Here is a 17,027-nt window from a genome sequence, read left to right as displayed (position 1 = left end):
ATTAGCGATTTGGGATTCCGTTTGAGGAGCAAATCAGATTCAACGCTGACTTTTGGAGGTCAGCGATGGAAGGTGAAGTTCTCAGGGATGATCAGTGGGAGCGGTTGAAGCCGTTCGTGCCTGGCGGCCGCAAGGGCAGGCGGGGTCCCCGCAGCGACGGACGGCGGTTCTTCGATGCGATCTTGTGGCTGGCCCGCTCCGGTGCACGTTGGCGCGACCTGCCCGAAGATCGCTTCGGCCCGTATCAAACGGTCAAACGGCGTTACTACCGCTGGATCGATCAAGGCGTATTCGATCGGATATTCGAAGCGGTGGCTGCCGATCCGGATATGGAATGGCTGTCCATCGATGCGACGGTGATCCGAGCACAGGCGCAAGCGGCTGGTGGACGCCGTAAAAGGGGGGACCGCAAGCCCAGGCTCTCGGCCGCTCTCGCGGTGGATTTGGCAGCAAAATCCATGCCGTAGTGGATGCCCTCGGGCTGCCGGTTCGTTTCCATCTCGGCCCAGGACAGCAGAACGACATGGCTCCGGCTTGCGACCTCGTCCGGGGACTGCCGGCCAGACAGGTGCTGGCGGACCGCGCCTATGATGCCGACCGTCTGCATGACATCATCCTTGATCAGGGCGGTGAACCAGTCATTCCGCCGCGACGCCATCGCAAGCACCAGCATGCCTACGATCGTATCGCCTACAAGCAGCGCTGGGGCATCGAGAGTTTCTTCGCCAAGCTCAAACAATGGCGGCGCCTCGCCACACGCTATGACAAGCTCGCAGCCAATTTCCTCGGCTTCATCAAGCTGGCAAGCATCATGCTCTGGCTCAAATAGTTAATTTGTCGCTACGGCCTAGTGCCTTGACCGGTTTTCCGACAATCGCAGCGGTCCCGCGTTCTACAGCGCGACGATTTGAGGATATGCCTTCAAAGGAAAGGCCGCCCGTCCTCCCTCAACGGCTATCAGGACGACGATCTCCGACATCGATGGCAAAATCATATCCGCTGAATCCAGCGGGGAGGCGTGACGGCGGCGCTATCACAGACGCCGAAGAGCATCGCTTTCCGATCAAACTCCCTTCTCCGCAAAAGGGAGAACATTGCCAGCCCGCCCGCCTGCGCAACCGCTGGCGTCAACGCGTTTCCAATCTGACCCGCCACCGACGGAATTCCGCCGACAAACTGCCAGTCGTCAGGGAAGCCTTGTAGTCCGCATTCGGTTCATCAGTTTCAGAATAGAGCCAACGTTCGGCTGCTTCCTCGTTTGTTGGCGCGGATTTTGCGATGGGCGCTTAGGCCCCGTTACACAACCATCGAAGTTTTTCCAGAAGACGTCGCCCATGTGTATCGACATCTTGGGGAACCTCGGGGGCATCTGGACGGAGCCTTCGATATCCTTCGTCACTCCGACGACAAGAATTTTCGATGGGTTCCATGCGACTCCGTGGTCACGGAAGTTGATACGTTCGATACAGCAAATCTCGCCGTCACGCCTTGCGAAGCTTGGCATCGACGCTTGGCGACCCGCCCCCCGAGAACACGAAGTAAAGGAAGACGAAGGAATATACTGCAGCGGCGTATCCTCCGTTTTCCGTCGGGAAGAAGCTTAGAGGCAGGTGCGCGGTGACATAGGCGGCCGCCATCTCCCCCTCAGGACGAAGGCCATGATCCGCGTTTGGAACCCGATCAGAAACAGAAAGCCGAGCACCAGCTCGATCAGGCCGGCGAACCAGATGAGCGAACCGGTGGGAGGCGTGAATTGTCCTGGATGGAAATGGAGGATTTTTGCTGTTCCGAACGAGAAAATGACCAGGCCAAGTGCAATGCGAAGAGCCGCCAATCCATAGGGGCGATAGGATTCGAGTCGTTCGATCATTCATTTCTCCTTTTTGAAATGAAATATCTTGACGTTAGCCCTCAGAGGTCGGTCATTACGAGCACAGGCTTGACCGTGCTTCCGTCCTTCATGTCTCTGACGGCATCGTTGATCTCAGCGAGCGGATAGTGACGCTGCAAGCGCTCGATCGGAAATCTTCCCTCCTGATAAAATCGAAGAAGCTCGGGAATGAAGCGCTTCGGCACGCTGTCACCCTGAAGGATACCACGGATCGTACGCCCAAAGAGGATATGGGTCATCTCGAATGAGGCTTCCGTACCAAGCTTTGCACCACCGATGAGACCACAGATCCCGCGCGGTTGGAGTATGTCGACTGCCGCGCGGAATACCTTCGGATGAGCGGTGGTCTCGATCGAGAATTCAGCGCCACCAGGAACTATCTCCTTTACCTGCTCGACGATGTCTCCTTCGCTGGAGTTGAGGGTATGGGTGGCGCCGAGCTCGGTTGCGAGACGAAGCCTCTCATTGTTGATATCGATGGCGATGATGGTGCCGCATTCAGCGATACGAGCAGCCATTATGGCTGCCATGCCCACGGTGCCTGCGCCGGTGATGGCGATCGATGAACCAGGCCTCGGCTTCAAAGTATTGAGCACGGCACCCGCTCCGGTCTGGAGACCGCAGCCAAGAGGCGCCACGACATGGAGAGGAAGGCTTCGGTCTACCACCACCGCATTGTCTTCGGTGCAGATCGCGTGGGTGGCGAACGACGACTGAGAAAAGAACGCGCCGCTGATTGGTTCCGGCGGAGCGTTGTCTACTGGAAGGCATATTGGCGATGGGACATCCCAATCCTTGCCGGAGTACCGACGTCCGGAGAAATTCATCTCCATGTGATGCCAGCAGTAGGATATTTGGCCGTCCGCGCAGCTTGGGCAGCGGCCACAGGATGCGAACGACATCAGGACATGGTCGCCAGGCTTGATGTTGCGCACATCTGGCCCCACGGCCTCGACCACGCCCGCGCCCTCGTGTCCCAGGACCGCAGGGAGAGGCATGGGATAGAACTGGTCTCGAATGATGAGATCTGTGTGGCAGATCCCGCTTGCCACCACCTTGATCAGTATTTCGTTCTTGACGGGCGGCGACAACAGCGCCTGCTCGACGATGAATGGGCCGCCCTTTTCGTGGACGACGGCTGCCGTGATTTCCATTGGTAAGATCCCGTGTAGATGGCTCGCCGGGCGCGCCACGAATGAAGCGCCCGACCTTGCGGTCAGAAGGGGTATTGCGGGACCGTCTCATTCACGGTGACCCACTGCCACTGGCTATATTCGTCCATCACCGAAGGTCCTCCTGATCGTGCGCCGTTCCCGGAAGCGCCCATGCCTCCTATCGGTCCGAAGACTTCGTGGATGACGGTTTGATCGTTGATGTGGACGATGCCGGTCTTCAGTTGCGAGGAAATCCGCATCGCTCGCGCCTGATCCTCGGTGAAGATCGACGATGCAAGTCCGTAGGCGGTGTCATTGGCGAGGGCGATCGCCTCCTCCTCGGTTTCGAATGTGACGATCGGCGCGATCGGGCCGAAGATCTCTTCCTTGTAGATAGGCATGTCGGTGGTAACCCCCTCAAGAACCGTCGGCTTGAACAGCAGGCCATCGCGATTTCCGCCGGCGGCAACTGTAGCCCCGGCCATGACGCTCTGGTCGAGCAGGTCCTGCACACGCGCGGCCTGACGCTCGTTGATGATCGGACCGAGATGGACCATCTCAACATTGGGGTTGCCAACATGGAGGTTGGCAGCACGTGCGGCAAGCTTTTGAGCGTATTCCTTGGCGACAGACTTGTGCACGAGGTGACGCCCGATCGTGAAGCAGATCTGGCCTTGATGGAAGAACGAGCCAAATGCGGTGGCGGAGGTGACGGCGTCCAGATCGGCGTCGTCGAACACGATCGTCGCGTTATTACCGCCGAGTTCCAGGGCAACCTTCTTAAGCGTCTTACCCGCATTTTCTGCCACCTTTCGGCCAGCGGGCGTTGAACCAGTGAACGAGATCATGTTGACGTCGAGATTCAGAGTCAGTGCCTCGCCCGCGGCCGCCCCACCTGGAACCACGGTCAGAACGCCGCTAGGCAGGCCGGCCAGATCGAACAGCTTGGCAAGCGCGTAGCCTCCACACACGGGGCTCTGAATGTCGGGCTTGAGCACCACAGCATTGCCCATGGCAAGCGCAGGGAGCACCACGCGCGCAGCGAGGATGAACGGCGAGTTCCATGGAGTGATCACACCGACTACGCCGAGAGGCACGCGCCTCGCATAACTCGCACGCTTCAGTGACGAGGAGAGGATGTGACCGACTGGCTGACCAGTGAGGGCGGCGATTTCGATCGCCTCGCGCGCCGACGTCATTATCTCGAAGGGGGCCTTCGGCGGGATCGAACCGGTCTCCCTTACGATCCACTTTCCGATTTCCTCGACGTGCTCCTCGCAAAGAGCAGCAAACCGCCGCAGAACGTCGCCCCGCTCTGTCGGAGCGAGGGCTGCCCACGCCGGCTGCGCTGCCTTGGCAACCTGCGCCGCACGATTGATGTCTTCGGCGTTTCCAGCGACGCCCTTGAAGAGCACCTCCCCGGTCGCCTTGTCCGTTACTTGCTCGATCTCGCCGGACGGCGACTCGAATTTGCCCAGGTAAATCTTTCCGGCCATGTCGTCGGTGATCAGATTTGGGCGGGCTTCAGCGCTGTTGACCATTGTTTCCTCCAGTTAAGCTAGTTTGCGTCTCAATTGATTGAACTGTTCCGTCGATAGCGGAGGGGCTCAAAGCCGGTCCAGCGGACGACCAATCCCCAGAGGCCAGACGGTGCGAAAAGCATGACGGCGATTGCAGCCATGCCAAGCACCACCAGGTAGATCGGGCCGAAGCTCGAGAAGGCTGCGCGAAGTGCGAAGAAAACGATGGTGCCAACAAACGGACCTTCGAGGCGTCCGCTGCCGCCGATGACCACGATGAACAACACATAGGCCGTCCAATCCAGAACGCTGAATGCGGCGTCCGGGGTGAACCTCAGCTTCATCAGAAAGATCAGCGCGCCCAAGACGCCAGTCATGAATGCGACCGCAATGTAGACCGTCCTCTTAATCCTCATTGCATCAACGCCCAGCGCTTCAGCGGCGCGTTCGGAGTCACGGATGGCGACCAGCGCAATCCCGAAGCGTGATCGTAGCAGCAATGTGACTGCGAGAATTGTCACGATCGCCATGAACAACGCCATGGTTAGGAACGCGAATTCTCGAACATCGCGGCTTACGCCGATCGCACGAACAACGCTCGCCGGCAGGCTTGCACCGGAGCCCCCGCCGAGTTGCGGCGTCACGGCCACAGAAAGACGACAAATCTCCGCGATTACCCATGTGCCAATGGCGAAATAAGCTCCCTTAAGGCGAAATATGAAGACGGATGCGACGGCGCTGGCGACAAGGCTGGCGATCCCTCCCAATAGAATTGCAGGGAGGGTCGGCACGCCGAGCACGGCCGCGGCGAAGTAGAGGCCGTAGCCACCAAGCCCAACGAAGGCCTGCTGTCCTACCGACACGAGGCCTGCATAGCCGGCAAGCAAGTTCCACAGTTGCGCAAGCGTCAGATAGATCAGCATGTCGGTTGCGAGGCGGAGGTCGATCAGACCTGTGGCCACGGTAAGTGCCAAGGTTGCTGCGATCGCAAGGATCGGTCCGCCGTAGGAGGACGCAGGCGTCTGCGTGCCCGCCGTAGTTGCTGCAACGTTCATCAATGGCTCACCTTCGGAAATAGGCCGCTAGGTTTAACAATTAGGACGAGAAGAAAGACAGCGTGGCCGACCAGCATCTGGAGACCTGGATCGATCCAGGCTCCAACGGCCTGCGCGAGGCCAAGGAGGACGCCTCCTGCTAGCGATCCCCAGAAGCTGCCAAGCCCGCCGATGATTACAACTTCGAAAGCTGTCAGCAAACGTGCCGGTCCCAGCGTAGGATCGAAGTTGGTCTTGACCGCCATCAGCACGCCGGCGACGCCTATGACTGCGAAGGCAAGGGCAGCCGCGAGACCGTAGATGTGCCGGTAGTCCACTCCCATGAGGCGGGCAGTCTGCGAGTCATCGGATGTGGCGCGAAGCACGTAGCCAAGCCGGGTGCGGTAGAAGAGGTATTGAAGGCCCCAGATCACGGCGGCTGCGGCGCATAGGACGATAATCGGATAGATGCCGATTGAGGTGCTGCCAAGTTTCAGGCTCGCTGTCTCGACCGCGCCCGCCTGCAGCTTTCTGGTGTCGCCGGAGAACACCTGGAGCAGCCCGTTTTGCATCACGATCGAGAGGCCGAACGTCACCAGAAGCGGCGCCATCGGATCGCTCCCCACGACTCGGTTGAGCACGCCCTTTTGCAGCACATAGCCGATCACGGCCATTATCGGGACAACGATCGTCGCAGATACGAACGGGTGCACGGGCAAGGCCCAGGTCACGACGAGAGCGATAAAGCCGGCCATTACGATGAAATCGCCGTGAGCCAAGTTGACGATCCGCATGACGCCGAAGATCAGTCCGAGCCCTGCCGCGAACAAGGCGTAGAGGCCGCCGAGCATTACCGCTTGGACGAGAATATCAATGATCGGCATGCTCTGCTCCCGCCATTCCGAAGTACGCGTCGGTGATTTCCTGCCTCGACAGACTTTGCGGATCGCCTTCCAGAACCACGCGGCCCGACCGCAGGCAATAGAGCCTGTCCGCCGCTTTGGCCGCCTGGCTGATATCCTGCTCGACGATCACCATCGACAGGCCTTCCGAGCGCAGGCTCGCCAGCTTGGCATATAGGTCACGAACCACGACGGGCGCCAATCCCAGACTGATCTCGTCGCAAAGGAGAATCTCAGGGTTAGTCATCAACGCGCGGCCGATCGCCACCATCTGCTGCTGTCCGCCGGAGAGGGCCGATCCCAGGTTTCGTCGCCGCTCCGCGATGTTCGGGAAGGTGTCGTAAACGCGCTGGAGGTTCCATGGCCCCCTGCGGGAAGCCTCGGCGCCCATGAGGAGGTTCTCCTCCACCGTAAGGGAAGGAAACAGGCGACGACCTTCGGGCACAAGGGTGATTCCCTTCCGCACGATCGACTCTGCTCCGAGCGCAATGACATCTTCATCTCGAAATCGGATGGCTCCCGATCCGGGAAGTAGCAGACCGGCCATGGCCTTCAAAAGGGTGGACTTGCCAGCCCCATTCGCGCCAACGAGGGCGATGCACTCCCCTTCGCGAACTGTCAATTCAAGGTCAAAAATGGCTTGAAATTCGCCATAGAAGACATTCAGGTGAGACAAGCTGAGGAGAGAGGCGCTCAACGCAGATCCTCCTCTCCCGGTTCCATGCCGAGATAGATCTCACGGACCTGCGGAGACCGCATAACCATATGCGGCTCGCCGTCTGCCACCACTCTTCCACGGTCCAGAACGATCAGGCGCTGAACGACGCTGAGAAGTGCGTGAACGATATGTTCGATCCAGATCACTGTAGTGCCCGCGGCATGGATCGACCGGATAAGCGAGACCAGATCCAAGCACTCCGCTTCCGTGAGCCCGCCAGCTATCTCGTCCAGCAGAATGACCCGCGGCCTCGTTGAGAGGGCGCGCGCAAGTTCGAGCCGTTTACGATCGAGCAGCGACAGCGAGCCCGCCACCGCATTTGCGCGGTGATCCAGGCCCGTCTGCTTGAGCACGCGGCCTGCACGCTGCTCGGGCGAGAGGTCGAAGTGTCCTGCCGAGAACATCGCTCCCACAAGAACGTTTTCGAACACGGTCAGCCCGGTGAAGGGGAGTGGCACCTGATAGGTCCGCGCAATCCCCAGATGGCTCCGCCTCCGACTGCCTAGACCGGTGACGTCCTGGTCGGCAAACATGATTGACCCGGATGACGGCGATAGGTCTCCGCTGATCAGATTGAAAAGCGAGGTCTTGCCTGCGCCATTCGGGCCGATGATGCCGACCGCCTCCTTGGCGCCGACACTAAACGAAACGTTCTCAGCGACCGAAATCGCACCGAACTTCTTCGATATGGAATCGAGTTTGAGCACCACTTGCCAATGTCCTTGGTACGATCAGCTCAGCGGCTGGGTCTCGCCGCTGGCAGGAATGTTCGGAGACGTGGCATTGGACGTGATGACGAGGTCATATTTGTTGCCGCTGCCCTCCTTCAGTCGCCATTGACCGCCTACGAGCGGGGTCTTTGCGACGTTCTTGATACCGGACGCCGCAAAGTCGACCTTGCCGACGATAGTATCCAGCGAGGTCTTGCCAATCGCCTCAGCTAGAGCCTGCGGGCTGTCAACGTCGGCGGTCCGCTTCAGGGCGTCGCTCGCGACCTCGAAGAGAGCGTGGATAAAGCCGATCGGCTGCGTCCATTGACGCTTCGTTGCCGAGGTGTAGGCTTCGGCGAGCTGACCAGCCTTCGCGCAGGTGATCGACGAAGCGAACGGATGGTTCGGCGACCACCAGATCTCGCAGGACAGGTTGTGGCCGGCGTCGCCGAGCGCCTCCACGGCAGCCGGGAACAGGATCGCCTTGGCAACGGTCGCGGCCTTCGGACGGAAGCCCTGTTGGCGTGCCTGGGTCCAGAAAGTCGTAAAGTCCGGCGGGATCGGTGCTCCGGTGATCATCTGGCAGTCCGCTTTCTTGAATGCGGAAATGACAGCGGTGAAGTCATCGCTAAGGTTCTGATAGTAACCGGACGGGGTGACATTGTAGCCCCGCTTGGAGAGGAGGCCCGGCGCGCCCTTCTCGGTGTCACCCCAAGCCCGGCCGTCCTCGTCGTTAGGGAAGATGCCGCCAACCTGCTTGTTGGTATCGATCGTGTCCCACATATTGGCGAAGACAGCCATGATGTCTTCGAAGCCCCAGAAGAAATGGAAGGTGGAAGCGAATCCTTTATCAGGGGTGCTTCCGCGGCCGAAGATCCACGGCTGCCAGGGAGCGATCGACGAGATGCACGGCACGCCGTTCAGTTCGCACTGATCGGAAACCGGGTTGACGGTTTCCGGCGCCGAGGCCACGACCACGATGTCAACTTTGTCGTTCGAGATGAGTTCATTGGTAACTTCGGACGCCCGGTTCGCGTTCGACTGTGTATCCTTGACGACGATCTCGAGCGGATAGGTCTTACCGCCAACCGTTAGGCCGTTCTTGAACGCCTCGCGGATTCCGCCGACGATGAAGCCGTCCGCCTCTCCGAAAAGCGTAAGTGGTCCGGACTGCGGCGTCACATATCCGATCTTCAGAGTGCGCGATTGAGCGATGGCGGGTACAAACAATCCTCCGCCAGCCGCAACCAGTCCGGCGCCAACGCCCGTTTGGAGCAGTTGGCGTCGCGAAATTTCAAAAGATTTGCCCATGCTTTCCTCCCGTTAAGTCGGGCGGATAATAAGGAACACGCCAACTGGGTGCATTTCTGAACGGGATCATTCACTGTGCTGATAGGGCATGAAAGAGGTGTGAACGCCCCAAGAAGGCACAAGCGCAAAGCGGCGATTAATCTTCCTTAAGTTGTAGTTTGTAGAAGTCGCATCTTAACACCCCACTGGACGATCACAATGACGACACTACCGCAGATATTCGATGCACTTTGTGGGCTTTTGCTCGAAGAAATGGGATACGCTGTTTCCACCAACGCCAAAAGCCATACTGGCTTCGATAGAGAAGCAGTCAAAGGCTCCGACCGGTTGGTCGCTGAGGTGCGCTGGACACACCGCCCAATGGTCTACAAGCGGCTGCTCAATCAGTGGGTGCCGACAACAAGCGCCTTGCATTTGGCTGAAGACGCCACGCGGATCTTGATGGTGTCTGGCACCGTTGAAAAGGACGACATAATTTGGGCAGCAAAAGAGTTTGGCGTTAAACTGTGGGGCCGAAAGGAACTGGTTAAACAAGCTCCGCGGAATTTCAAACCCGTGCTCAAGCAATACTTCAACCTCGTCGACAAGGAGGTAGGCTCCACTGAGCAGGATAGTATTGCGCGACGCGAGCTTCTTGAGGTTGTCGGCAGCAAAATCGAGGAGTATCGGTATGGAAAAAAACTTGGTGGCCAACTTTACCAAGTGAAGCGCGGCAAGGAAGCTGCAGGAGACTACGAACAACTATGTTTGAAGATCACTAACTATCTCTTCCGAGACGTTTTGGTCGATCCTCAATATCATCCCTACCTGGATGATGATCTTAGCGTCCTGGATATCATATTCCGAATAAGTCCCAATGGCCGCAACGAAGTCTGGAAGAACATCGCGCGAGATTTTCGTACGCGTGTAATCGTGTTCGAGTGCAAGAACTATTCGGGAAGCATGGAGCCGCTACAAGTTTACACCACCGAGCGGTATCTGAGCCTCAAGGCTTTGCGATCGGTATGCTTCATGCTCACCCGATTGCCCCCTAAGCCAAATGCTGTCCTGGCAGCGCAGGCGGCGATGAGGGAATCCGGAAAACTCCTTATCATTCTACACGATGACGACCTGCGCCAGATGTTGGATACTCGCGACCGCCAGTTGGAGGCGGAGCCAGGGTCTCCAGCATGGGTGGAGAGCGATCCCACCGAGTATCTGGACAGGAAGATCTACGAGTTTCTTGCGACAATGCCTCGTTAGACCGGGGCCAATTCGATCTGGTGTGAGCTGTCCGGGAGTGGGTTGACCTAATGATGTCTTAACTCACTCGGCATCATCCCAAAATGCTGACGGAAGCGCTTGGCGAAATGCGACGTGTTCTTAAAACCCCATCGGAAGGCAATCTCGGAGACGCTAAGTGATCTCTGAAGGGGGCTTGATAGATCTCTAGCCGCCTGTTCAAGCCGCTCCAGGATCACAAACTCCATTGGTCCAAGTCCTTCTTTCTCGAACAGCTTGTTGAGAGCTCGACGAGAGATGCGGAGTTCCGCTGCGATGGTGTCCGGAGTGAGGTCGCAATCTTTTAAACGCGCCTGAATGATGGATCTAGCGCGTGCAAATGTAATATCCGTGCCGCGTCCATGATGCGGGGTTTCCAGCGTGTGGCCCTTTCCCGCCCCGGCCGCAAAGAGATCAACCACGTTGTGAACGGCAATCTCCAGATCGTCATCCGACATCCGGGCGATACTCATAGCGCTGGCATCGAGAGCGGCGGATGCTATCCGCCCGAGCGGATCCTTCGGCGTAAGTTGAAAGCATCCACGCTTGCCAAGAGCCCGCCAGTTCCGATCTACGAGATTTCTCGGAATCCGCACCGCGATGTGTTTGAAGGACTGCTCGAAGCTCAGTCGATGAGGAACGCTGGCGTCGTAGAAGAAGAAGTCGCCCGGCCTGATCTCGAACTCCTGATCGTCGATCGCCACGTTCATCCATCCCACCTGCTGCAGAAACAGCATATAGAAGTCATCGCCCGTCTTGCGGATGCTTGCCCTATCGCGAATTGCCTGGTGGCGAGACCCCTGCAGGGACGCCAGCCCGCATTCGCCAGCGCTGACGACCGAAAAGGCACCGTCAAAGTCGCTCGATCCACCGGCCGAGCAGTTGACAAAGACCAGCTTTTCACTGACCGCTTCGCGCCAGCTGTCAAGCTTTTCCCTTACTGGCGTTCTCCTTGTTTCGAATTCCGTAAACATAAGATCCTCCCTACGTCCCAGAGATGGTGTCGACGTCGGCTCCCTCCAACGCCGTATCTTCACCAGCGCAGGACGACGATCGGTCGGCTCGCGCTGGCTGCTTTTTAGTCTCGACCCTTTCACAAACCCGAAGCTTATTCGCTATCGGGCTGCTTAGACGGATGCGCGTCCGAGAACGCAGTCAACTTTGAGCATGCGTCGTAAACCGCACGGAGCCGTGTCAGCGCCGTCGTTTCAACGCCAAAGCGTTCCGCCGAAAACATCTGGGGTATAAGGCAGATGTCAGCCAGACTTGGCGTGTCGCCAAAGCAGAACGCTCCCTGCTTCGGTTCTTGTTGCAATAAGGCCTCGCAGGCGGCCAGACCGTCACCGATCCAGCGAACGCACCACTTGTCGAGTCCTGCCTGATCCAATCGCAGTTCCGTTTTAAGGTAGTCCAGAATTCGCAAATTTTGCAATGGATGGATATCGCAGGCAATTGCCTGCGCGAACGCGCGCACCTTGGCGCGTTCCACCTTGTTCTGGGGAAGCAACGCAGGCGTTGGATAGGTTTCGTCCAGCCATTCGATGATCGCCAGCGACTGGGTCAGGACGGTACCTTCGACCTCCAATGCTGGCACGAGCCCCTGAGGGTTAAGCGCCTTGTAGGCCGGCGCTTTCTGCTGTCCTCCGTCGCGACGAAGATGGACGGAAGTGAAATCCGGAGCCACTCCCTTGAGGTTGAAAGCGATGCGACACCGGTAGGCAGACGAACTACGAAAATATCCATGGAAGATCATTCGCGCTCTCCAACCGTAAGTTCGATGGGCGCTAGCCCGGTGATCTCTCCTCGGATCACGTCACCGGGAACGACAGGTCCGACGCCTGCCGGCGTCCCGGTATAGATTAGGTCGCCGGGTACGAGATGATAAAAGCCGGACAGATGGGTTACGATCTCGACCGGCGACCAGACAAGATCAGACAGATGGGCGTCCTGCTTCACCTCGGCGCCAACCGAAAGCCAGATACGCTGCGGGCCAGTTTCGATCGACGCGGCGCGGGTGATCGGCGCAATGACTGCCGACTTTTCGAAGTTCTTTCCGAGATCCCACGGGCGTTGCTTTGCCCTTGCATCTAGCTGGATGTCGCGCCGCGTCATGTCCAGACCAGCGGCATATCCAAAGATCGCATGCGACGCCTGTTCGGGCGTCGCGCGGAAAACGGGCGAGCCGATGGCGATGACCAGTTCCATCTCGTAATGGTAGTTCGAGGTACCAGCAGGGTAGGGCACCGTCGAGCCGGTTGGCACGATCGCCTGAGCGTCCTTGAGAAAGTAGAAAGGAGCCTCGCGATCTACTTCTACGCCCATCTCCTTTGCATGGTCGGCATAGTTCCGGCCGACGCAGAAGATACGATGGATTGGATACTCGCCGGCTTCACCGTTTACTGGAACAGTAGGGTATTCCGGGGAGGAAAACAGTCGTTGTTTCAACGCTGCGGACGTAGACATCTCTTCTCCTTTTCGAAGCGCACCCGCGAGGCTTTGGCGGGCATATAATGTATGGAACGATCTGACGAGCCCGAGACGTTCGGTCTCCCGGCCGGTGATCATGCGAGTGAGATCTTTCGTTGTGATCTCGATGCTGGACTCGGGAATGCCAGTGCCGAAAGCCAAAGTGATGTTCCGGTCCTTCAGCCGGGCGATGAAAGGCGGTGTTTGGGTCCATGCGGCAGCGGCTTTCGAAATCAGAAGATCCACAAACTCCGGTGGTAACTCCCGGAAGAAGCCACCGATGTCTAACGCGCTGAGCCAGATCATTTTCGCACGATCCCAGGCCATCTCCCGCACGAGCATGGCTCCGCTGTCGGGGAGCGTGACAGTTTCATCCCATTGGTTTGCGTCCAGATCTCGCCATTCCACATTCAAGTGGACCTCGGAATGCTTGAACAGGTGTCGGATCGCTGCGGCAGGCAGGGTTTGCGCCTGGCGCACAAGTTCCGGCAGCTCAGCGAAGGGATCTTTCTCTGGATGAAGGTTGTTCGTCCGAGCCCACTCGACGACCTGGGCCGACGCACGAGCATCGTAACCGACATAGCAGACGGTTTCTCGAATTCGCCGTGCCTCTGGGGTGTTCGCTGTGAGTTGCTCGTCCGAGATTCCATTTAGCTTGCGAGCAAAGTAGGCGGTGCCTAGTCTAGCCAGCGCAAGCTCCTTGGACGGAGCGGCAGGATCGTCATATCGCGCACCGGGACCCAGTCGCTCCCGCAGTGCCGCGCGCGCTTGGCCAAGCGAAGTCATCGATCCCTCGCGTCCACTTCCGTGCGAGCGAAGTTCAGCCTCTCGATGATCGGCGCATCCGAAAAGCGGAACAGATCGAACTGCGTTTCCGCCTGGAGCGTCCACTGGATCCACGAAGGAACGACGAACAGATCACCCTTTTCGAGTTTGTGGCTTTCACCGCTCAGCACCACCGCGCCACGACCCTCAAACACCTGGAAGACGCTTGAACCGACTTCGCGTCTCGCAGGAGTTTCGGTCCCTGCGCGCAATCGATGGAATTCCGCGCGTATGGTAGGCATGACGTCTCCACCCGTCGTCGGGTTAACGTACCTGACTGCGGCGTGTCCTTGCTCCACAGTGGCCGGCTGTCCTTCTTCCTCGAGAAGAAGCTGCTCTGTCAGTGCGCGATCGGTAAATTCCCATCGGTAGGCCCCAATCGGTGAGGAGACCGTGTTCTGCAAACCTGAAAGGGGGCGCAGACCAGGGTGGCACCAGAGACGCTCGCCGCGGGAGAACACTGGGGTGGCATAATCGGTCACGCGTTCTGAGCCGAATTCGAAGAATCCGACATCGTTCTGGAACGAGAAGGGAATGTCGAGGCCATCGATCCACGCCATGGGTTGATCGGTATCATTGTGGTGACCGTGGAAGTTCCAACCGGGCGTCAGGAGGAAGTCTCCGCGGCTCATTCGGACGGGATCACCGTTAACGACGGTCCAGACGCCTTCCCCTTCAACCACGAAGCGGAAGGCATTCTGAGAATGCCGATGCTCGGGCGCGGTCTCCTTGGGGCCGAGATATTGAATCGCCGCCCAAAGCGTCGGGCTGATATAGGCACGACCGTCGAGGCCGGGATTTGCGAGGCCGATCGCCCGTCTTTCGCCGCCGCGGCCCACCGGCACCAGATCGCCGGAGCGCTGCGCCAACGGATACAGAGTGGACCACTTCCAGATGTGAGGCTGGGCACGTGGCTTGGGGTGGAAAGGCATCAGCTCATTCGTCTGAGTCCAGAGAGGCATCAAGTGGTTTGCTGCGAATGCGGCGTAAAGTTCCTCCAACTGCTGCTCTTCTTCAGCCGTGTACGCGCTCGCTTTCGATTCGGCGGGCTGCATGATTTTCTCCCTTCTTGCCCACAAAGGAGGCATCTCCAAAATATAATAGTACGTATACTTACCATTTACGGGTTGTCAAATGGAAACCTATCGGTCTAGTCCTCGGGAGAAGGGCACCGTTGGACGTAGGAAAGCATCATTCGCATGAAGGAATTCGAGTTTGGCGTCGACTTATACGAAACGCCGGGGCACCTAATCCGGCGGCTACAGCAGGCTGCCGTATCTATCTTCATGGCCGAGACTGCAGCCGTGGGTCTCGATCTGACGCCGCCACAGTTCGGGGCGCTCACCATGGCTAAGCACCATCCGGGCATCGATCAAGTCACGCTGGCCGGGCTGATTGCATATGACAAAGTCACGATCGGCGACGTTGTTTCGAGGCTAGTGTCGAAAGGACTACTGCGGCGAAGCATTAGTAAGACAGACCGACGGTCGAAGGCGCTTTACCTGACGGAAGAAGGGGAAGAGTACCTCGCCCGGCTGGTTCCGAGGGTTCAAAGGGTACAGGAGCAGATTCTAGCTCCCTTGAATGAACTGGAACAACAGGCGTTCTTACTTCTTCTGCGGAAAGTTACGGAAGGAGTGAACGACCGAAGCCGCGCGCCACTTCGAACTGCCGACTAGAAAAGTTGCACAAGCTGCGATGACCGAGTGGCCACGACGGCCAGCCTCTTCAACGAGCTCATGGCCGATACAACCTATTGCCCCGAGTCGGAGCCAACCCGCCAGCGAACTCAGACGAGGCCATACTCAGAGACTATGGACGGCGGTTATTCCCAAGTGAACCGCCAGCCTCCAAGAATCAGTTTCCCGAAGACTGACAAAATCTGTCCATTTGGGGCGGCACCGACCTCAGGTTATTGTCTGCCGAAGCAAGTCGCGTCGGGCGCGAAATAGCTCAATGAGGCAGCTAGTTTACTTCACTTGCTTGCATCGCTATTCGCTCGCGCCGAGCAGGCTCTATTTTCCCGGTATTCGCAAAAGTAATTCCCGTCAAAGCGCCTTGTTTGATTAACCGTGAAGTTAGACCTTCGACGAAGGCAGTCACTCGTTGGGAGGCGAGGGCACCTGTTAGCCGCGGAGGCGGCGCTGATGCACAATGGAGGAGGATGCGTCATGAAAATTATCATGCTTCAACGATCGATCGTCGGCCTTGCCGCGGTGTTAAGCGCCGGTACGGCAGCGCTCGCTGCGGACAAGCCGGTCATTGCCTTTGCCAACTCCTACTACGGTAACACCAATCGTCATCAGCAGGTGGACGCTTTCACGGCGGCCGCCGAAGAGGCGAAAAAAGCCGGTCGCATCTCGGACTATGTGGTTCTGAACGGCGATGGGAGCGTCAACACCCAGGTGACCCACTTTAACGATCTCACTCTTCGCCACGTCGACGCGATCGTGACGATCTTGGCGTCGGAAGCCGCCTTGAATGGTTCGATCAACAAGGCCTGCAAGGCGGGCATCAAGGTGGTCACGGTCGAAGTTCCGCCAACGACCGATTGCCCGTATAAGCTCAACATCGACTTCGTCGGCAATAGCGAGAAGACGGTAGAGCAGGCGATGCAGGCCGCAGGCGGTAAAGGTAACGTGCTTGTCGTCCGCGGCGTCAAGGGCAATGGCAACGACAAGAAGGCCTACGATGGCCAGATGGCAGGATTGAAGAAGTTCCCAGATGGAAAGGTCGTGGGCGAGGTCTATGGCAACTGGTCCGGGCCCGAGGCGCAGGCCGCTGTGACTGCCGCTCTTCCCAATCTTCCCCACGTTGACGTTGTTCTCGCCCAAGGTGGCGGTGACGGCTACGGCGTTCTTCAGGCCTTCCAGCAGACGCCGGCCTACAAGGACAAGATGCCCGTCATCATTGGCGGCAACGAGACTGACTTCGTCACCTGGTGGCAGGCCGAGAAGGCCAAGAACGGGTACAATACGGTTTCCGTTTCCACCAACCCTAGTCAGGCGGGCGCCGCCTTCTGGTTCGCGCTCAACGTAGTTGAAGGCGCTTCGCCTAAGAAAGAGATCACCGTTCCTGAGACCATCATCACGAATGACAACGTGGACTCGTTCAAGGACTTGGAGCCGAACAAGATCGTCAGCGCCCACTGGGACGAAGCTTGGACGAAGGACAACCTCCTGAAGTGACCTCGCGCCGAGTGGGTGAACACGCTCGCTCGGCTCCTCAATTCGCCG

The 17,027-nt window shown here is 58.3% G+C and carries 16 protein-coding genes and 1 pseudogene; 4 read left to right on the top strand and 13 right to left on the bottom strand.

The window, feature by feature from the left end; all coding sequences use genetic code 11:
- The first annotated feature begins 65 nt into the window (after positions 1-65).
- A protein-coding gene (locus CFBP4996_RS28890; RefSeq protein ID WP_121490372.1) for an IS5 family transposase occupies positions 66-829 on the top strand; the annotation gives its coding sequence in 2 pieces (ribosomal slippage) (positions 66-396 and positions 396-829; 765 coding nt in all).
- A 161-nt stretch (positions 830-990) separates the two neighbouring features.
- On the opposite strand, the gene CFBP4996_RS28885 is transcribed toward CFBP4996_RS28890, so the two are convergent.
- The 9 genes and pseudogenes from CFBP4996_RS28885 to CFBP4996_RS28845 form a co-directional block, all read right to left on the bottom strand.
- The gene (locus CFBP4996_RS28885; protein ID WP_121490371.1) at positions 991-1,164 is read right to left on the bottom strand and encodes a hypothetical protein; all 174 of its coding nucleotides are present in this window, start codon (positions 1,162-1,164) and stop codon (positions 991-993) included.
- A gap of 317 nt (positions 1,165-1,481) precedes the next feature.
- Positions 1,482-1,870, bottom strand: a pseudogene (locus CFBP4996_RS28880) (DoxX family protein).
- A gap of 41 nt (positions 1,871-1,911) precedes the next feature.
- The gene (locus tag CFBP4996_RS28875) at positions 1,912-3,045 is read right to left on the bottom strand and encodes an NAD(P)-dependent alcohol dehydrogenase (RefSeq protein WP_080855333.1); all 1,134 of its coding nucleotides are present in this window, start codon (positions 3,043-3,045) and stop codon (positions 1,912-1,914) included.
- Positions 3,046-3,107: 62 nt separating this feature from the next.
- The gene (locus CFBP4996_RS28870) at positions 3,108-4,586 is read right to left on the bottom strand and encodes a benzaldehyde dehydrogenase (protein ID WP_080855332.1); all 1,479 of its coding nucleotides are present in this window, start codon (positions 4,584-4,586) and stop codon (positions 3,108-3,110) included.
- Positions 4,587-4,615: 29 nt separating this feature from the next.
- Positions 4,616-5,620 (bottom strand): branched-chain amino acid ABC transporter permease, encoded by a 1,005-nt coding sequence (locus tag CFBP4996_RS28865; RefSeq protein WP_080855331.1) that lies wholly within the window; start codon positions 5,618-5,620, stop codon positions 4,616-4,618.
- Positions 5,620-6,483: a branched-chain amino acid ABC transporter permease gene (locus CFBP4996_RS28860; RefSeq protein WP_080855330.1), complete on the bottom strand. Its 864-nt coding sequence runs from the start codon at positions 6,481-6,483 to the stop codon at positions 5,620-5,622. Before CFBP4996_RS28860 ends, CFBP4996_RS28865 begins: the two co-directional genes overlap by 1 nt.
- Entirely contained in the window at positions 6,470-7,198 is a 729-nt protein-coding gene (locus tag CFBP4996_RS28855) for an ABC transporter ATP-binding protein (RefSeq protein ID WP_080855329.1), read from the bottom strand. Before CFBP4996_RS28855 ends, CFBP4996_RS28860 begins: the two co-directional genes overlap by 14 nt.
- Positions 7,195-7,929 (bottom strand): ABC transporter ATP-binding protein, encoded by a 735-nt coding sequence (locus CFBP4996_RS28850; protein WP_080855328.1) that lies wholly within the window; start codon positions 7,927-7,929, stop codon positions 7,195-7,197. Before CFBP4996_RS28850 ends, CFBP4996_RS28855 begins: the two co-directional genes overlap by 4 nt.
- A 21-nt stretch (positions 7,930-7,950) precedes the next feature.
- On the bottom strand, positions 7,951-9,240 hold the full coding sequence (locus tag CFBP4996_RS28845; RefSeq protein ID WP_080855327.1) for an ABC transporter substrate-binding protein: 1,290 nt from the start codon (positions 9,238-9,240) through the stop codon (positions 7,951-7,953).
- A gap of 198 nt (positions 9,241-9,438) precedes the next feature.
- On the opposite strand from CFBP4996_RS28845, the gene CFBP4996_RS28840 reads away from it, so the two are divergent.
- Complete coding sequence (locus CFBP4996_RS28840; protein WP_080855326.1) at positions 9,439-10,482, top strand: PDDEXK family nuclease; 1,044 nt, start codon at positions 9,439-9,441, stop codon at positions 10,480-10,482.
- Positions 10,483-10,529: 47 nt separating this feature from the next.
- Here the strand turns inward: CFBP4996_RS28840 and CFBP4996_RS28835 are convergent, their stop codons facing one another.
- The 4 genes from CFBP4996_RS28835 to CFBP4996_RS28815 all read right to left on the bottom strand — a co-directional run bounded on the left by CFBP4996_RS28835 (position 10,530) and on the right by CFBP4996_RS28815 (position 14,846).
- A complete protein-coding gene (locus CFBP4996_RS28835) occupies positions 10,530-11,474 on the bottom strand; it encodes a helix-turn-helix domain-containing protein (RefSeq protein ID WP_080855325.1) in 945 nt (314 codons plus the stop codon).
- Positions 11,475-11,608: 134 nt separating this feature from the next.
- Positions 11,609-12,253, bottom strand: a complete 645-nt coding sequence (gene maiA, locus CFBP4996_RS28830) for a maleylacetoacetate isomerase (protein WP_080855324.1) — start codon at positions 12,251-12,253, stop codon at positions 11,609-11,611.
- On the bottom strand, positions 12,250-13,752 hold the full coding sequence (locus tag CFBP4996_RS29520) for a fumarylacetoacetate hydrolase family protein (RefSeq protein WP_080855323.1): 1,503 nt from the start codon (positions 13,750-13,752) through the stop codon (positions 12,250-12,252). Before CFBP4996_RS29520 ends, maiA begins: the two co-directional genes overlap by 4 nt.
- A complete protein-coding gene (locus tag CFBP4996_RS28815) occupies positions 13,749-14,846 on the bottom strand; it encodes a cupin domain-containing protein (RefSeq protein ID WP_080855322.1) in 1,098 nt (365 codons plus the stop codon). Before CFBP4996_RS28815 ends, CFBP4996_RS29520 begins: the two co-directional genes overlap by 4 nt.
- 144 nt (positions 14,847-14,990) lie before the next feature.
- On the opposite strand from CFBP4996_RS28815, the gene CFBP4996_RS28810 reads away from it, so the two are divergent.
- On the top strand, positions 14,991-15,470 hold the full coding sequence (locus CFBP4996_RS28810; RefSeq protein ID WP_080855321.1) for a MarR family winged helix-turn-helix transcriptional regulator: 480 nt from the start codon (positions 14,991-14,993) through the stop codon (positions 15,468-15,470).
- A gap of 492 nt (positions 15,471-15,962) precedes the next feature.
- Complete coding sequence (locus CFBP4996_RS28805) at positions 15,963-16,979, top strand: ABC transporter substrate-binding protein (RefSeq protein WP_121490370.1); 1,017 nt, start codon at positions 15,963-15,965, stop codon at positions 16,977-16,979.
- The last annotated feature ends 48 nt before the right edge of the window (positions 16,980-17,027 follow it).

The sequence above is a fragment of the Agrobacterium leguminum genome (assembly GCF_005144435.2).
In the GTDB taxonomy this organism is placed as follows: Bacteria; Pseudomonadota; Alphaproteobacteria; order Rhizobiales; family Rhizobiaceae; genus Agrobacterium; species Agrobacterium leguminum.
The sequence above is the reverse complement of the archived record's forward strand: the minus strand, read 5'-3'. Positions and strand labels throughout refer to the sequence as shown.